Source organism: Hymenobacter fodinae (assembly GCF_004745825.1).
GTDB classification, from domain to species: domain Bacteria; phylum Bacteroidota; class Bacteroidia; order Cytophagales; family Hymenobacteraceae; genus Hymenobacter; species Hymenobacter fodinae.
The window spans coordinates 1,149,906-1,164,506 of sequence record NZ_SRLA01000002.1; the positions used below are offsets into that span (position 1 = coordinate 1,149,906).

At 58.3% G+C, this 14,601-nt stretch carries 17 protein-coding genes; 12 read left to right on the forward strand and 5 right to left on the reverse strand.

Going from position 1 to position 14,601, the window contains the following annotated elements; all coding sequences use genetic code 11:
• Positions 1 to 12: 12 nt before the first annotated feature.
• On the reverse strand, positions 13 to 1,554 hold the full coding sequence (locus EU556_RS12210; RefSeq protein ID WP_135434382.1) for an outer membrane beta-barrel protein: 1,542 nt from the start codon (positions 1,552 to 1,554) through the stop codon (positions 13 to 15).
• Positions 1,547 to 2,101, reverse strand: a complete 555-nt coding sequence (locus EU556_RS12215; protein WP_135434383.1) for an RNA polymerase sigma factor — start codon at positions 2,099 to 2,101, stop codon at positions 1,547 to 1,549. Before EU556_RS12215 ends, EU556_RS12210 begins: the two co-directional genes overlap by 8 nt.
• Positions 2,102 to 2,420: 319 nt before the next feature.
• Here EU556_RS12215 and EU556_RS12220 point away from each other — a divergent pair, with 319 nt between their 5' ends.
• The 6 genes from EU556_RS12220 (at position 2,421) to EU556_RS12245 (ending at position 6,703) form a co-directional block, all read left to right on the forward strand.
• Positions 2,421 to 3,221, forward strand: a complete 801-nt coding sequence (locus tag EU556_RS12220; protein ID WP_135434384.1) for a PhzF family phenazine biosynthesis protein — start codon at positions 2,421 to 2,423, stop codon at positions 3,219 to 3,221.
• Between the two features lie 7 nt (positions 3,222 to 3,228).
• Positions 3,229 to 3,618, forward strand: coding sequence for a DoxX-like family protein (locus EU556_RS12225; protein WP_135434385.1), 390 nt, complete (start codon positions 3,229 to 3,231; stop codon positions 3,616 to 3,618).
• Between the two features lies 1 nt (position 3,619).
• Positions 3,620 to 4,354: a DUF2071 domain-containing protein gene (locus EU556_RS12230; RefSeq protein ID WP_135434386.1), complete on the forward strand. Its 735-nt coding sequence runs from the start codon at positions 3,620 to 3,622 to the stop codon at positions 4,352 to 4,354.
• Positions 4,342 to 5,103: a class I SAM-dependent methyltransferase gene (locus EU556_RS12235; RefSeq protein ID WP_245327592.1), complete on the forward strand. Its 762-nt coding sequence runs from the start codon at positions 4,342 to 4,344 to the stop codon at positions 5,101 to 5,103. The genes EU556_RS12230 and EU556_RS12235 overlap by 13 nt, the downstream gene beginning before the upstream one ends.
• Positions 5,087 to 5,482, forward strand: a complete 396-nt coding sequence (locus EU556_RS12240) for a hypothetical protein (RefSeq protein WP_135434387.1) — start codon at positions 5,087 to 5,089, stop codon at positions 5,480 to 5,482. The genes EU556_RS12235 and EU556_RS12240 overlap by 17 nt, the downstream gene beginning before the upstream one ends.
• A gap of 144 nt (positions 5,483 to 5,626) precedes the next feature.
• A complete protein-coding gene (locus EU556_RS12245; protein ID WP_135434388.1) occupies positions 5,627 to 6,703 on the forward strand; it encodes a tetratricopeptide repeat protein in 1,077 nt (358 codons plus the stop codon).
• 7 nt (positions 6,704 to 6,710) lie between these two features.
• On the opposite strand, the gene EU556_RS12250 is transcribed toward EU556_RS12245, so the two are convergent.
• The 3 genes from EU556_RS12250 to ruvC all read right to left on the reverse strand — a co-directional run bounded on the left by EU556_RS12250 (position 6,711) and on the right by ruvC (position 8,499).
• Complete coding sequence (locus tag EU556_RS12250; RefSeq protein WP_135434389.1) at positions 6,711 to 6,929, reverse strand: KTSC domain-containing protein; 219 nt, start codon at positions 6,927 to 6,929, stop codon at positions 6,711 to 6,713.
• 36 nt (positions 6,930 to 6,965) lie between these two features.
• Entirely contained in the window at positions 6,966 to 7,559 is a 594-nt protein-coding gene (locus EU556_RS12255) for a TlpA family protein disulfide reductase (RefSeq protein WP_167855557.1), read from the reverse strand.
• 304 nt (positions 7,560 to 7,863) lie between these two features.
• Positions 7,864 to 8,499 (reverse strand): crossover junction endodeoxyribonuclease RuvC, encoded by a 636-nt coding sequence (ruvC, locus tag EU556_RS12260; RefSeq protein ID WP_135434391.1) that lies wholly within the window; start codon positions 8,497 to 8,499, stop codon positions 7,864 to 7,866.
• A 94-nt stretch (positions 8,500 to 8,593) separates the two neighbouring features.
• On the opposite strand from ruvC, the gene EU556_RS12265 reads away from it, so the two are divergent.
• The 6 genes from EU556_RS12265 (at position 8,594) to EU556_RS12290 (ending at position 14,590) form a co-directional block, all read left to right on the forward strand.
• On the forward strand, positions 8,594 to 9,640 hold the full coding sequence (locus EU556_RS12265; RefSeq protein ID WP_245327593.1) for a lysylphosphatidylglycerol synthase transmembrane domain-containing protein: 1,047 nt from the start codon (positions 8,594 to 8,596) through the stop codon (positions 9,638 to 9,640).
• Entirely contained in the window at positions 9,633 to 10,931 is a 1,299-nt protein-coding gene (locus EU556_RS12270; RefSeq protein WP_135434392.1) for a glycosyltransferase, read from the forward strand. Before EU556_RS12265 ends, EU556_RS12270 begins: the two co-directional genes overlap by 8 nt.
• A gap of 122 nt (positions 10,932 to 11,053) precedes the next feature.
• Positions 11,054 to 11,593 carry a cytochrome c gene (locus tag EU556_RS12275; protein ID WP_245327600.1) on the forward strand — a complete coding sequence of 180 codons (540 nt, stop codon included), beginning with the start codon at positions 11,054 to 11,056 and terminating at the stop codon, positions 11,591 to 11,593.
• A gap of 157 nt (positions 11,594 to 11,750) precedes the next feature.
• The gene (locus tag EU556_RS12280; protein WP_135434393.1) at positions 11,751 to 12,008 is read left to right on the forward strand and encodes a hypothetical protein; all 258 of its coding nucleotides are present in this window, start codon (positions 11,751 to 11,753) and stop codon (positions 12,006 to 12,008) included.
• A gap of 2 nt (positions 12,009 to 12,010) precedes the next feature.
• Positions 12,011 to 13,207, forward strand: a complete 1,197-nt coding sequence (locus EU556_RS12285) for an ABC transporter permease (protein WP_245327602.1) — start codon at positions 12,011 to 12,013, stop codon at positions 13,205 to 13,207.
• A gap of 144 nt (positions 13,208 to 13,351) precedes the next feature.
• Positions 13,352 to 14,590, forward strand: coding sequence for a PP2C family protein-serine/threonine phosphatase (locus EU556_RS12290; RefSeq protein WP_135434394.1), 1,239 nt, complete (start codon positions 13,352 to 13,354; stop codon positions 14,588 to 14,590).
• Positions 14,591 to 14,601: the final 11 nt, after the last annotated feature.

The following is a 14,601-nucleotide window of genomic DNA, read 5'->3' on the forward strand; positions in this document are numbered from 1 at the left end:
AGGATAGAAGGGTTATTTCTTGGGTTCCAGATCAAAGGAGATGCCCGCCTGCACGCCCAAGCTCCAAGGGTGGCGGGTTGCCCGGCCCGAAGCAGGATCAGTAAGGGAGTTAAGGAAGTACTGGCCCTGGGGCCGCAGTGTGAGCCACTGGCCCGGCGCAAATTGGTAGTTTAGGAAGCCTCCCGCCGTAAGTACTAGGCTGATATTGCGGTAAGTGCCGGTGGCTGGGGCCGTAGTTTGGCTGCAGTTGCAGGCGCTGCCTTCGGTGGTACGCGTGCCGGTAAGCAGGCCTAGGTTGGCCCCACCCAGCGTGCCAATGCGCCAGCGCTGGTTGCCACCCAGCGTGTACTGCGCCAGCAGCGGAATATTCACGAAGCGGTACACGTCACGGAAATCGATGATGCGGCTGGCTTCGGCAGTAGTTTTCTGCAGCTGGTAGTGCAGGCGGTTCGCAAACTCGGCGTAGCCTAGGCCAGTTGAAAGAGTGAGCTGTTTGTTGAGCGCATACGAGGCCGTAACCTGCCCGCTGTAGCCCACGCTGGGACGTTCTAGGCGCTCAAGCTGCCGGGCACTGTCGCCGAGAGTCCGGTAGGTGAGGCTGGGGCCCGCTACCACCTGCACGCTCCAGTTTTTCAGGAGCTGCGCTTTGCGTGACCGATGCGGGCGCGGACGCTTCACCCGGTGTACCTCCGGCGCCTCCGCTGCTGGCAGAGCCGGACGAACCGTCAGCAAAGAAATTGGTTCGTTACTGAACTGCTGAGCAGTGCCTTCCCCATCAGGGCTGGCGTGCGGTGTGGCCACCGCTCCTGATGCACCCGAACGGGCAACCTCGCCACGACGCTCGTAGGCGGTCCGCCTGGTTCTCCGCCGATATGCTAATTGCTCATCTGGTACTTCAGCCGTGGTAGTTTCTGCTTGGGTACGCGCAGCTTTCCGGCCAAGCGCAGTAGTGTTTCCTGCTGACCTGCGCGTAGGAAGTAACAAGGCCAGGGCCGCGCGGCGTTTTCGGCGCGGGTTGGCTGTAGCTAGTACAGGTTCGGCATTACGGCCCAGGCGAGACCGATTCTCTGCGGAGTGGGAGTGGCCTACGAGACCCATCCGGCTGCTCAACGCAGGCTTAGGCATCTCACTTGCCATGGGAGTACTAGCAGTCGGGGCGGAACCGCCTTCAGTAGTGGAGCTTGCGGCTAGGCTACTTGGCGACTCATTTCGCACAACAGAGTTTGCCGTTGCATTGGCCGGTGATTCTACCGCAGGCTGATTAGCAGAGCTAGGCTTGGCACCTCCTAGTTGAGACTGGGAGGTGGCTGGTGAGATAGTTGTGGAGTGGCCTAGGCCAGTAGCTTGACGCCACAGGCGCGGACCCATGGTTAGCATAAGTACTGGCAAGCACAACAAGAGCAGCATTAATGCACTGCGCTTCCAGCGCCTGGGCTGTCGGGCGGGTACTTGCTGCCGGATGCCCGCCCACACCGCGTCGGGTGGGGCGCTGCCGTAGTCGGCGAGCTTGCGCCGGAGGTCTTCGTAGAGTTGTTCCGATTCGTTCTCAGTCATGGTACGGTGAGATAGTAGCCTGGAGGTGCAGCCGCTCTTCCAGCAGGCGACGGGCCCGCGACAGCTGCGACTTGCTGGTGCCTTCTGAAATGCCCAGCAGCTCGCCAATTTCTGCGTGGGTGTAGCCCTCAATAGCGTAGAGGTTCAGTACGGCCCGGTAGCCGGGTGGCAATGTGTTGATGAGCTGCACCAACTCGTCGGCTGAAAGCTGATCGAGGGGAGTACCACCGGGCTGCTGCAGGTCGGTAGCTTCTTCGCTGTCAACCTGGGTGCCGCGCAGCTGGTGCTGGTGCCAGAGGTTAAGCGAGGTAGTGACGGCAATGCGCCGCGCCCACGCCTCAAAGGGACCTTGACCCCGAAACTGATCGAGGCGGGTGAAAATCTTCACGAAGGTGAGCTGCAGGGCGTCTTCGGCTTCCGGGCGGGAGGGGCAGTAGCGCAAACACACCCCCATCAACTGGTAACTTAGGCGGTCGTAGAGGGCCCGCTGGGCAGCGGGTTTACCTCGGCGGCAGCCATCCAGTAGTGCGTCGAGAGAATCAGCCATAGGCAGCCCGAATAATAGAGATAGTAGGATTGTTCGCTAGCGTTCTGCACCCATGACCAGCCTCCTCCCGTCACCGTTGCGCGGGTATAGAAATAATTTCTAGTGGTCTATCGGCTAAAATTATTGCTGGCTATAAGGCCTCTAGCTAGTATTCCGGGGCCACATAGGCCACTGCTACCAAGAGGTGCAGCTGAACAGGTAATCAATATGTAAAACAGATAGCATCGACTACGATTAAACCGTACGAATAATTACCGCACAATATCTAGCTTCGCCAACCCGTCTGCAACTGCCAGTTGCGCCCACCTTACTGCTTTCTATGCTGCTGCCTATCTATCAGGTTGATGCCTTCACCGACCGGCCCTTTGCCGGCAACCCCGCCGCCGTGTGCCCCCTGGAAAGCTGGCTGCCCGCCGAAATCATGCAGGCCATTGCCGCCGAAAATAACCTCGCCGAGACGGCCTTCTTCGTGCCTAAAGGCGGCAATGAATACGAGCTGCGCTGGTTTACTCCGGCCGTAGAAGTGGAGCTGTGCGGCCACGCCACCTTGGCCTCGGCCCACGTGCTCTACAACCATCTGGGCTTCTCTGAAGCTGAAATCATCTTCCATTCCCGCAGCGGCCCCCTGCGCGTAAGTCAGGCCGGCGAAGGCCGCCTCACTCTCGACTTCCCCGCTAGGCCACCCAAACCCCTGGCCATCCACCCCAATGGCCTGCTCGACGGCCTCCGCGCCACGCCCCTGCAAATGCTGGCCGGTCCCGATTTGGTGTGCCTGTTTTCTACGGAGGCCGAGGTACGCGCCATTCAACCCGACATGGCCCACCTAGCCAAAGTGGAGTACCGCGCCGTCATCGTCACGGCTCCCGGCTCCGGTGGGGTTGATTTCGTGTCGCGTTTCTTCGGGCCCCGTGTAGGCGTGCCCGAAGACCCAGTAACCGGCTCGGCCCACACCACGCTGGTGCCGTACTGGGCCGAGCGCCTGAACAAAACCACCTTCCATGCCCGCCAGGTATCCCCCCGCGGCGGCGACCTGTGGTGCGAACTGCGCGGCGACCGGGTGCTGATGAGCGGCCACGCCGTAACCTACCTGCGAGGCGAGATTGAAGTGCCACTAGGGTAGGGGCCAGATGAAGGCCGCCACCCTCTCCAGACTACTGGCCTACGCGCTGGCAGCCGTGTGGCTCGTGAATGGGCTATACTGCAAAGTGCTGCACCTAGTGCCGCGGCACGAAGCTATTGTGGCTCGCATTCTGGGGCCAACATATGCCGCTCCGCTCACCCAGTTGATTGGGCTGGCTGAAATGGGTATGGCCGTTTGGGTGTTGAGTGGGCGGTATATCCGACTGAATGCCGCCGTGCAGATAGGGCTGGTGGCAATCATGAATGTGCTGGAGTTTTTTCTGGCGCCCGACTTACTGCTCTGGCACCGGATGAACAGTGTATTTGCTGCCCTGTTCATCGTGGTCATCTATATCTACGGCTTCGGGTTAACCTTGGGGCGCAAACAACTGCTATAGGGTGGCCTGGCTCAAGAATCATCCGTTTGCCGTAGAGGCCCTGCTGGCCAGAATTACCGTGGTGACCTTTGCGGCCCCTATTGCCAGCCTGCAACCCCTAATTCCGGAGTGCCTCACGCTCGATACCTTCGCCGACTCCTGGGGCTTTCTGGCGGTGGCCATGGTGCAAACAAGTGGCCTACGCCCGGCCGGATTGCCCGCCTGCCTAGGCCGCAACTTCTTTCTGATTGGCTACCGGGTGTTTGTGCGCTTTACTACCGCCGAAGGCAAGCGCCTGCGTGGCCTTTACATCCTGAAGTCGGAAACGGATAAGTGGCAGATGGAGTGGCTTGGCAATTTGTTCACCGGCTACCACTACGCCACCATTGATATTGAGCAGCGGCAAACAGCTAGTGGCCTACGCATCAGTTCCAACAAGGCCAGGCTGACCATTGAAGTGAGCACCGCCGCGGAGCCCTCGTTGCCGGAAGGCTCGCCGTTTGCTAGCTGGCAGCAGGCACGACGCTTCGCGGGGCCTCTCCCTTTCACCTTTTCTTATGAGCCCGAGCGTCAGCAGGTAACCATTGTAGAAGGCAAGCGGGAGGATTGGGTTCCTAGGCCAGTCTGCGTTGATAAAGCGCAGGTAGGGCTGTTGGAAGATCTGGGGCTCGAAGGCTTGCGGCTCGCCAGCGCCTTTACCATGGCCGACATTCCTTACCACTGGCAAAAGGGCCGGACGGAGCTATGGCACAGGTGAGAAAGCCCCTGCAAGGAGTAGGGAACATACTACGCTTTAACTGGCACTTCTACGCACTGGCGGCTGGCAGCATGGTGCTTGTAGGAGCAAGCAGGTATGTGTGGCCCGCGTGGGGACCCTGGGCGCTGCTACTACTGGCTGCCATCGGGGTCACTGTGGGGGTGTCCCTACTGGTCTCCTTCTACGTGTACGATGTTTCGAATCTATACAGCCTACAGTGGCTGCCCGAGCGGCTGCTTGCGCCAGCGGGCACGGTGGTAAACATCCATGCTGGGTTTGATGAAACCAGCGCGCTGTTGCAGCAGCGCTTTGAAAGCAGCCCGCTCGTTGTGCTCGATTTCTACGACCCGCAACTGCACACGGAAGTTTCTATCCGGCGCGCCCGGGCGGCTTATGCGGCGTATCCGGGCACCCAGCGCGTGCAAACGCACGCCTTGCCCCTGGCCGACAACAGCGCCGATTGTGTATTTCTGCTGCTGGCCGCGCACGAGGTACGCCACCCCCGGCAGCGAGAAGCATTTCTGCGGGAAGTGCACCGAGTGCTGCGTCCGGCCGGAAAGCTGGTAGTAGTTGAACACTTGCGGGACGCTGCCAATTTTGCCGCGTACACGGTGGGTTTCCTGCACTTTTATTCCCGTAAAACCTGGCAGCGGGCCTTCGCGGAGGCTGGTCTTACGCTTGCCGAGGAAAAGAAAATAACGCCGTTCGTGTCGGCCTTTATTCTGAAGCGAGATGGAAGCGCAGCTTGAGTTTATTGGGGCGGTGCAGGTGCTGCTGGCCCTACTGCACGTGGGCTTTCCGCGCTATTTTAAGTGGGCGCACGAGCTGAAATCGCTCAGCATGATCAACCGCCAGATGATGTACATCCACACGCTTTTTATTGGCCTTGTGGTGCTGCTGATGGGCCTGCTATGCTTGGGCTGTGCAACGGAGCTCGTTGATACCACGCTAGGGCGCAAGTTATGTTTGGGCCTGGCTGTTTTCTGGCTGGTTCGCCTGCTAGTGCAGTTTTTGGGGTACTCTCCGGAGCTATGGCGCGGGAAACGTTTTGAGTCTGTGGTTCACATTACGTTTTCGTGCCTGTGGGCTTACATGGCGGGGCTGTTTTGGCTGGTTTACTGGCAGTAAGCCCCCGGCGCCCCGCCGCGGTAGTTAGTGCAGGCCAGCTGTTAAAGCACGTGGGCCAGAAGTGTGGCTTGTCTATGTAGCAGGAAGTCTCCACCTTCACGTCCTCATTCTGTCAGCTGTTTCTGTCGATTATATATCTACTCAATGAAATTCTCTATGCATTACCGCCGGGCCGGCCTGCTGCTGGGCCTGTGGGCGCTACCGTTTTTGGGGCTTGCGCAAGCCGTCGACGTGCAACGACTGGTGAAGGAGGGCGTTGCACTGCACGACGCCGATAAGTTTGAGGCGGCCATTGCGAAATACCAGGAAGCACTTAAGCTAGACCCCGGCAACGTAATGGCCCGCACGGAAATGGCCCTCTCCTATAATTCTGCAGGCAAGTATACGGAGGCGGTAGACGTGTGCCGCGAGCTGGTAAAAAATCCCACCGGTCTCGATCCTACCGTGTACGTAACCTACGGCAACAGCCTCGATGATCTGAAGCGCTCCAAGGAGGCCGCCGCAGTGTACGAGGAGGGAATTAAGCGTTTCCCAACCAACGGTATGCTGCACTTCAACCTAGGCCTCACGCACTACCGCCTGGGCCAGCGGCCCGCTGCCATTACCGATTTGCAGCAGGCCGCCCGCCTCATGCCGCGCCATCCTAGCTCTCCGCTGTACCTGGGCACGTTTACGCTGGAGAGTGGCAACCGGGTGGCGGGCATACTGGAGGTGGCGCGCTTCCTGAGCCTTGAACCGCAAAGCCAGCGGGCTCCTAAGCAAGTAGCCCTGCTCGATCAGGCCATGCAGCAAGGCGTTTCTAAAGGCAATGGCAACAACATCACCATCAGTCTGGATGCTGGGGTGCTGAAAAATGCCGGCAAAAAGAAAGTAGAGCCCGACAGCTTTGGCCCTTCTGACATGATGCTGTCGATGATGACGGCTTTGGATTATGACGACAAAAACAAAGGAAAAACCAGCACCGCCCGCTTCGCGGAGAAATTTGCCAGCCTGTGCCAAAACCTGCAGGAAATGAGTGGTAAACGAAGCACCGGCTTCGTGTGGGAATATTATGTGCCCTATTTCGTGGCCATGGAGAAGGCCGGCCACGTTCCCGCGTTTGCCTACCTCATCCACTCCTCCATGCCCGACCAGCCCCACGTGCAACAATGGCTAGAGCAGCACCCCGATGAGGTAAAGGCTTTCCAAGAGTGGTCGGTGGCCTACGAGTGGACTAAGTAGCCTAAGCCTATCCGCGCACTTGCTCCCGGCCGTAGCCGTTGCGCTCAATCACCTGCTCTACAAACATGGCTTTGCCGGGCACCTGTAGCAAGGCTTCGTAGATAGCAGCTGGCACACCAGTGTAGCGCACTAGGCCACCGTGCCGGTACTCTATTTCCAAGGTTTGCGTATCAGCATCAAAGCCCACGGCTTTGAGAGAAGTAGAACGGATTGGCCGACGTTGCATAGTTATACAGTCTAGCGTGAGAACGCTACCAGAATTTCATTTTATCAGCTTCAACGCTTCGTAAAATTCTTTAGAGTCAACTCCTGTAGGTTGATGAGTCTGCCGGTCATATTTTACTTTGAGGGAGCCCTGCACGCTTCTAATAATGCCGCTTTTGTCTACAAAAAAAGTGGTTGGGTAGCCCGTGGTGAATTGGTCACAATAGTCTTTAGCTCCCACTAAATGGCGGAAAGTATACGGACGCTTCTTTAGAAAAGCCTGTACTTTTTCTTGGCTATCGAAGGTCACGGCTAAAAAGGCTACTCCACTCTGGGCTTGGTCCTGCTGAATCTGATTGAGGTAGGGCATTTCCACAATGCAGGGGCCACAGGACGTGAACCACAGATTGAGCACAACCTGCTTACCGAGTAAACTTTTAGAACTCACTTTGGCGCCTCGTAAGTCGGTCAAGGTGAAAGGAGGTAATGGCTGTCCGACCAGCGTTTGAAGTTTTTGCTTGTGCGCTAACTCGGCTGCGCGGGTAGGCGTACCACTCAGTATATACTCGTGAATAATTGTGTCTGGCCGCGTAATGGTATTTTTGATGCGAGCATGAAACTCAATACCGGCGAGCTTGGCCCGCTCATTCATTAGCTGAGCCAAGCTATCAACTTCCTTTACTGTCCATAGTCGGGGACTGTCCGCGTTTCGGTAGCGCACTACCTGGGCCTTCGCTGGTACATTCAATAGCAGCAGGGCTGCGAGACTAAGGCAAGGGAGGAGGCGCAGTAGCTTCATCGAGGTAAAATAATAATAGGTATAGTTCCCCTCAACCAAGGTACAGTAATACAGCTATAAAGCTGACAACTGCCCTAAGTACATTACAATACATTGCCATATAGGGCAGTTTGGTACGCACGGTAATGTGCGCCGACCAGTTCAGCCAAATTGTAAGCTACGCCGCAGGCTTCTTCTTGCTGGGGGTGGCTTTCTTGCCGGCCACGGGCGTAGCCAGCTTACTAGGGTTATCGGCTAAGAACTTGCCCCAGCTTTTGCCGCCGGCCTTCACGTTATTACCTTTCTGGTAGTGGTGGCACATGGCCACGGCTAGGGCGTCGGTGGCGTCGAGGAATTTGGGGGCTTCTTCCAGGGGCGGCAGTTGCAGGGTCTGGCGCAGCATGTGGGCCACCTGCTCTTTGGTGGCGTTGCCGGAGCCAGTGACCGACTGCTTTACTTTGGTGGGGGCGTACTCAACGTATGGGATCTGGCGGGAGAGGCAGGCGGCAATGGCTACACCCTGAGCCCGGCCCAGCTTGAGCATACTTTGCACGTTTACCCCAAAGAAGGGGGCCTCAATGGCCAACTCGTCGGGCAGGAACTCGTCGATGAGCTCCACCATCCGGTCGTAGATCTTCTTTAGCTTTACGGCGTGATTGGAGCCCAAGGCTTTCATATTAATCACATCGTACTGCAGCACGCGCACCCGCTGGCCTTGCACCTCGATGATGGCATAGCCCATGATCTGCGTGCCGGGGTCGACACCCATGATAACCTTGGGCAGTAAGTCGGTGGTGGCGAGAGGCAGAATCATGGCTATGTAGGCGTAGTAGGTCGTTCCGATAGGGGCTTACGCGGCTGTCGGCCGATAAACCAAAGTAGCTAACCGAACACCTATTTCCGCCGTTTTGCCCCCTGACCTTCTACAAAACTACGCCCAAAAGCCGGATAGTGCCGCTCGCCGGGGTGGGTTTGTGGTGGCGGGCAAGCTTCTTGTGACTCTGCTGACGCTGGGCTTGCTCTGGTACTCGGTGTTTCAGGATGCCGATACAGCTACGGCTTGGCGCGGCCTGCTTACCCGTACGCTAAGTGGAGAGGGGCGCCTGCCCATCTTGCTGGCTCTAGCCCTGATGCCCGCCAACTGGGGGCTAGAAGCGTGGAAGTGGTGGCGCCTGGCCCGGCACCTAGAGCCCGTTTCATTTCGGCGTAGCTTCCGGGCAGTGCTGGTGGGCCTGACCCTGGGCTTCGTAACTCCCAACCGTGTGGGCGACTACGCCGGCCGCATCATTGAGTTGAAAAGCCGTCGGCTTGATGCGCTGGGGGCCGTGTTTCTGGGGCGCTACTGTCAGCTGGTGGTAACGGTGCTGGCCGGCACGGCCGGGCTGCTGTACTTTGTGCTGCGCTTCTACCTGCATGGTTACCCTGCTACTGGCCTAGGCTTAGTGGTGGCAGTGGTGCTGGCTAACTTGGCCGTACTGCTGCCCCTGTACCGTTCACGGCTGCTGGTGGCGGCCGTGATGGCGGTGCGGCCGCTACGGCGGTTTCGGCGGTTCCTGAATGTTATGCCCACCTACCCAGCGCGGGCCCTTACGGCAGTATTGCTCATTTCGGGGTTACGCTACGCCGTGTTCTGCGTGCAATTTGGCTTGTTGCTAGTGGCCTACGGCGCACATGCGCCAGTAGGCCCCGGGGCGGCAGCCATTGCGGGCACTTTCCTGCTGAAATCGTTGGTGCCCTCGCTTAATGCTCTGGCCGATGTAGGGGTGCGAGAACTGTCGGCTACGCATTTGTTTGGGCTGCTGGGCGAGCCCGTGCTGCCCGTGCTAAGTGCCAGCATCAGCTTGTGGGTGGTAAATATTGCCTTGCCCAGCGCCGCCGGCCTGGGCTTTGTGCTGCGGCTGAAAGTGTTTCGCAAACGAGGCAAAAAGCCCCCAACGCCTAGTACACATGAGTAGCATACAGTGGGAGAGTGGCCTACTGCTAACGCAAGTGCTGGTGGCGGGTATATACTTCGGGCAGATGCTGCGGTACCGGCGCGCTTGGCTGGCACTACGTCCTCGTCAGCATGTGTTAACAGGTCAGGGCGCAGGTGAGACGAGCGAGCGGGAAGCACTGAACGATTATGTACAGCTCGTGTCTGGCAGCCCCTTAGTTACCAACTCCAAAGAACATTGCTCGCCCGCCAAATATGCCGTATCGGACCCGCATGGGGCTCAGCAGCTGGTTGCTCCCGCCTTTTCTATTCTGATTGCTGCGCGTAATGAAGCTGAGAACCTGCCGCACCTACTAGCAGATTTACGCCAGCAGCTCCCAGTGTCCGGTGGTATTGAGGTGTTGGTGGTGGATGATCATTCTACGGATGCCACCGCTGCCATCGTCCAGTCTGCTGTGTCCACCATGCCATTTCCAGTGCGACTTCTGCAACTGGCTCAGCTGCCTGGTGCTCGTACCGGTAAGAAAGCCGCGGTGCAAGCAGCCGTGCAGGCGGCGCAAGCACCTTGGGTTCTGCTCACTGATGCCGACTGCCGCGTGCCTACTGGCTGGGTGCAGGCCTATGCCTCCTTGGCTGCCAACCCCGCCGTGCAGTTTATTAGCGGCCCCGTGCTCCTGACCGGTACCGGCTGGCTGGCCACGCTCCAGGGACTCGAGCTGGCGGGCTTGGTTGGGGTGGGGGCTGCGTCGATAGGCCTGCAGCAGCCCACCATGTGCAATGGTGCTAACCTGGCCTACCGCCGCGCCGCGTTTGCTGCGGTAGAGGGATTCCGGGGCAATGAGGCCGTGCCCAGCGGCGACGACGAGTTTCTGCTGCACAAAATTCATGCGGCCTTCCCTGGCGGCGTACGGTTTCTACAGGAGCAGCAGGCCATTGTGCGCACGGCAGCTCAACCCACCTTGCGGCAGTTATTGTGGCAGCGGGTGCGCTGGGCCAGCAAATGGCGGCACTACCAAGCGGCGGCCCCCCAGCGGCTGGCCGTGCTGGTGCTGCTGGCTAACCTCACCTTCCCGATAGGCCTAGGCCTAGGCCTGTGGCTGAGCGGCGCCTCGGCGGGGTGGCTGGCTCCGCTGGTCTGGGGGCTGAAGCTGGCTGGGGACATGCTGTTTCTGCGGCCAGTATTGCAATTCCTCGGGCGCCCGCAGTGGGTGCGTTGGGTACCGGTGCTGCAACTAGCCTATGCCCCTTATGCGCTGGCTACGGGGCTGCTAGGGCTACGCGGTGGCTACGTCTGGAAAGGTCGCCAGACCTGATTTGAGGCGCGTTATTCTATGGGAGAAAATCCGGTGAAGAAATAGCTGAAAAAGGTTGGGTAGGTAGCGCTTGGGTACTACTTTTTGGCGAAAAGTTATCTGTATCACGTAGCCCCAATATCATGTCCAATCTCAGCTTAAAAGCAGTGTTTCCGTTGTTGGTTGTGTTGTTGATATTCTCAATTGGCGGAGTATTCTTCGCCGCTACTGGCCTGCTAGAGCCCTTCCCGATGGGAGAAACTGCGCAAAGCACTGTGCAGCCCGATTCACTTACTCAAGCCAGCACGGTTGGGCTTGATTCTACCACCCAAGCTGTAGCCATGACGCCCGAGCAAGCTGAAGCAGTAGCTGCCGGTGATGCGCTGTTTAAAGGCAATTGTGCCCAGTGCCACGCCGTGAATGACGTGGTTGTAGGCCCCGCGCTTATGGGCCTCGACAAGCGCCGGCCAGAAAGGTGGCTCCTAAGCTGGATTAAAAATTCCAGCAAAATGGTAGCCAGCGGCGACGAGTATGCCGTCAAAATCTTCAACCAGTACGGCAAGCAGCAGATGCCCAGCTTCCTGCTCTCTGATGCAGAAATTCGACAGATCCTGACTTACGCAAAGTCGCAGGAGGCGACAAGCGTCGCCGAGTATAGTAATGCCGTGGCGGTAGTCAAGTAACTGCCAATTGTGAAGAGGTGGCCTAGTGGCGTGTACTGCGGTGCAGCACGCTGCTAGGCCACTTTCTGCTGCCAAGGGTAGCCTTTTCAGCACGTACTGCTGATATTGAGGCGGGGCGTTTTACCTTTGCTTATCCTGCCATGCCCTTCTTCTGCCCGTGACCGACACCGAATTCGATATCCTCGACGAGCTATATTTCGTCAGCTCCTTCCCCGATCTGGTTGCCAAAACGCGCTTAGCGCCCGCTGAGCTCGAACGCCACCTGCGCAGCTTGCTGGAGCAAGACCTCATCCGCAGCTTCTGGCCCGACCCCGACACGGAACTGGCCTACGAGGAAAGCTCCTTCGGCGCCATCGTGCGCGACAGCTATTTCTTGGCCTCCAAAGAGGGCTTGTTGCAGCATAATACTCGCTAATTGTGGCCGTAGCTGCTCCTGTTTCGGCCGCTGTGGCCCCACCGCCAGCCCGCCCACCGGGCTATTATGTGCGGCAGCGGCTGCTAGGCAACCTGCCTGCCATGCTCGGGCTGGGGTTTATTGTGCTCTGCACGCTGGTGGCTGTACTGGGCTATTGGGTGCTGCCTGATAATTCTCCTAACGCCAACAATAGCCTGGTGGCCCTGCAAAAACAGGCGCCGGGCTTGCAAGTGAATATCTTGCGAATTCCGCTGCCAGATTCAGCGCGAAGCGCCGCTCAAGTAGGCATGCTAGGCCTGTGGTGGAGCGGACAACCACTGGCGTTTCGTGAGGTGCCTATCGAGGCCAATTACCGAACTACTACCGATTCGCTGTTTGTCCGACCGTTTCGGTCCTACCACACCGGTCGTGCCACGCCGGTAGCAGAGCAGGGCATTGCCTTGGCCAGCCTGACTAAGCAAACCCCCACTGCCAATACTCCCCAGGCCATTGCTGAGCAGGCCATCAGCTCCCGCACCTACTGGCTGGGCACTGATAAAGCTGGCCGCGACGAGTTGAGTCGGCTGTTGCTGGGTACGCGCATTTCTCTGGGTATCGGCCTGGTGGCTGTACTGATTTCTGTGGTGCTGGGTATGGCCATTGGGGCCGTGGCCGGCTACGTAGGCGGCTGGGTTGATAGCCTGCTGTTGGGCCTGATGACGGTAGTCTGGAGCATTCCGGGCATCATGCTGGTCATTGCCATTTCCCTGGCCCTCGACAGCAAAGGCGTCTGGACGTCGTTTGTGGCCGTAGGCCTTACTATGTGGGTTGATGTGGCCCGCGTGGTGCGGGGACAGATGCTGAGCCTGCGCGAAAAAACCTTCGTGGAAGCCGGTCGGGTGCTGGGGCTGCCACAGAGTCGGTTGATCTGGCGGCACTTACTGCCCAACATGACGGGCCCCCTAATTGTGTTAGCAACCAGTAACTTTGCAGCGGCTATCTTGCTGGAAGCGGGCCTGAGCTTTTTAGGCTTGGGCGTGCAGCCGCCGGCTCCTTCCTGGGGGCTGATGGTAAACGAAGGCTTCCAATTGCTGGGTACCGAGGCGGGGCTGTGGCTCACGTTGCTACCCGGCCTAGCCATCAGCCTGCTGGTGCTGAGCTTTAATCTGCTCGGTAACGGTCTGCGCGATGCCTACGATCCAAAAACGCCCGTAGGTTAGCCAAAGGTGAGATGGTGAATTTGTGCAGTAATGAGTTTGATAAGCAACCAGGAATCGGCATACCCTAACCTCCTGTGAACGTCAACCTTCGTACTGCTCAAATCCACCTTCTCACAACTTCACAACCTTACAACGTCACCTTTCATGTCTACCTCTCGCCCAATAAGCCCCGAGAAACGCCTGCTACTGAAGGAGCGTGAACTGGGAGCCTTGCTGGAAATTACGCAGGCCATCAACCTCGACCCAACGGAAAGTGCGCTGTATAAAATCTTTCAATTTACGCTGCTAGGCCAGCTGAACATCCGGCGGCTGGTGCTCTACGTGAAAGAGGAGGAGGCCTGGGAGTGCATGGTATCGTTCGGGGCGGGCCTGCCAGATTTCCGGACCGTGACGCTACCGGGAGCTATTCAGGAGGGGTGTACTGCCCTGCCGTGCCCCGTACAGCACTTTGGCCTGGGGCCCGTGTGGGAACAGCTGGAAACTGTAATTCCGGTGGTGCAGAATGGAAAAGTGCAGGCCTACGTGTTCATTGGCAATGTGCACGAAGACTACGCCAGTGAGGAAGCAACTAAGTTTCTGCAAACCCTGAGCAACATTCTCATTGGCGCCATTGAGAGCCGCCGCCTGGCCCGGCAGCGCGTAGCCGATGCTGCCATCCGGAAGGAAATTGAAATTGCCCAGGAAGTGCAAACCATGCTCTTCCCGCGCAAGCTGCCCAACGATGCCCATGTGGCCGTACAAGCCAGCTATGTGCCCCACACAGCCGTGGGCGGCGACTATTACGACGTAGTTAGCCTCGATGATAACCGGTTTCTGTTCTGCGTAGCCGATGTGTCGGGCAAGGGCGTGGCGGCTTCGTTGCTGATGTCGAACTTCCAGGCGGGCCTGCGCACCTTGTTGCGTCAGAAGGCCGACTTAGCCACGGTTGTTAACGAGCTGAATAACCTGATTTTCCGCAACGCCGGCGGCGACAAGTTTATCACTGTATTCTTCGGCCTGTACGACCGCAGCACCCACCATCTGCAGTACGTAAACGCGGGCCACAACGACCCGCTGCTCATACCCGATAATGGGCCCGTGCAACTGCTTAAGTCGGGTACTATTATGCTGGGCGTGATGGAGGAGCTACCTATGCTGCAGGTAGGAGAGGTGGTAGTGGCCCCTCGCACGCTGCTGCTCACCTACACCGATGGTCTGACGGAGGTATTTGATGCCAACCAGGAAGAGTTCGGGGAGGAAGGAGTGCTGCGCGTGTTACGCCACAACCGCTACGCTTCGCTACCCGTGGTGCACCGGGAACTGCTGCGCGAGATAGAGGCCTACAACACTAACGGCAACCGCTTTGCCGACGACGTGACCATCCTGAGCTGCCGGTTTAAGTAGCGAAGTGGCCT

Coding starts and splice junctions, on each gene's coding strand:
- EU556_RS12210 (WP_135434382.1), bottom strand. CDS start 1,554: ATGACTGAGAACGAATCGGAACAACTCTACGAAGACCTCCGGCGCAAG.
- EU556_RS12215 (WP_135434383.1), bottom strand. CDS start 2,101: ATGGCTGATTCTCTCGACGCACTACTGGATGGCTGCCGCCGAGGTAAA.
- EU556_RS12220 (WP_135434384.1), top strand. CDS start 2,421: ATGCTGCTGCCTATCTATCAGGTTGATGCCTTCACCGACCGGCCCTTT.
- EU556_RS12225 (WP_135434385.1), top strand. CDS start 3,229: ATGAAGGCCGCCACCCTCTCCAGACTACTGGCCTACGCGCTGGCAGCC.
- EU556_RS12235 (WP_245327592.1), top strand. CDS start 4,342: ATGGCACAGGTGAGAAAGCCCCTGCAAGGAGTAGGGAACATACTACGC.
- EU556_RS12240 (WP_135434387.1), top strand. CDS start 5,087: ATGGAAGCGCAGCTTGAGTTTATTGGGGCGGTGCAGGTGCTGCTGGCC.
- EU556_RS12245 (WP_135434388.1), top strand. CDS start 5,627: ATGAAATTCTCTATGCATTACCGCCGGGCCGGCCTGCTGCTGGGCCTG.
- EU556_RS12250 (WP_135434389.1), bottom strand. CDS start 6,929: ATGCAACGTCGGCCAATCCGTTCTACTTCTCTCAAAGCCGTGGGCTTT.
- EU556_RS12255 (WP_167855557.1), bottom strand. CDS start 7,559: ATGAATGAGCGGGCCAAGCTCGCCGGTATTGAGTTTCATGCTCGCATC.
- ruvC (WP_135434391.1), bottom strand. CDS start 8,499: ATGATTCTGCCTCTCGCCACCACCGACTTACTGCCCAAGGTTATCATG.
- EU556_RS12270 (WP_135434392.1), top strand. CDS start 9,633: ATGAGTAGCATACAGTGGGAGAGTGGCCTACTGCTAACGCAAGTGCTG.
- EU556_RS12275 (WP_245327600.1), top strand. CDS start 11,054: ATGTCCAATCTCAGCTTAAAAGCAGTGTTTCCGTTGTTGGTTGTGTTG.
- EU556_RS12290 (WP_135434394.1), top strand. CDS start 13,352: ATGTCTACCTCTCGCCCAATAAGCCCCGAGAAACGCCTGCTACTGAAG.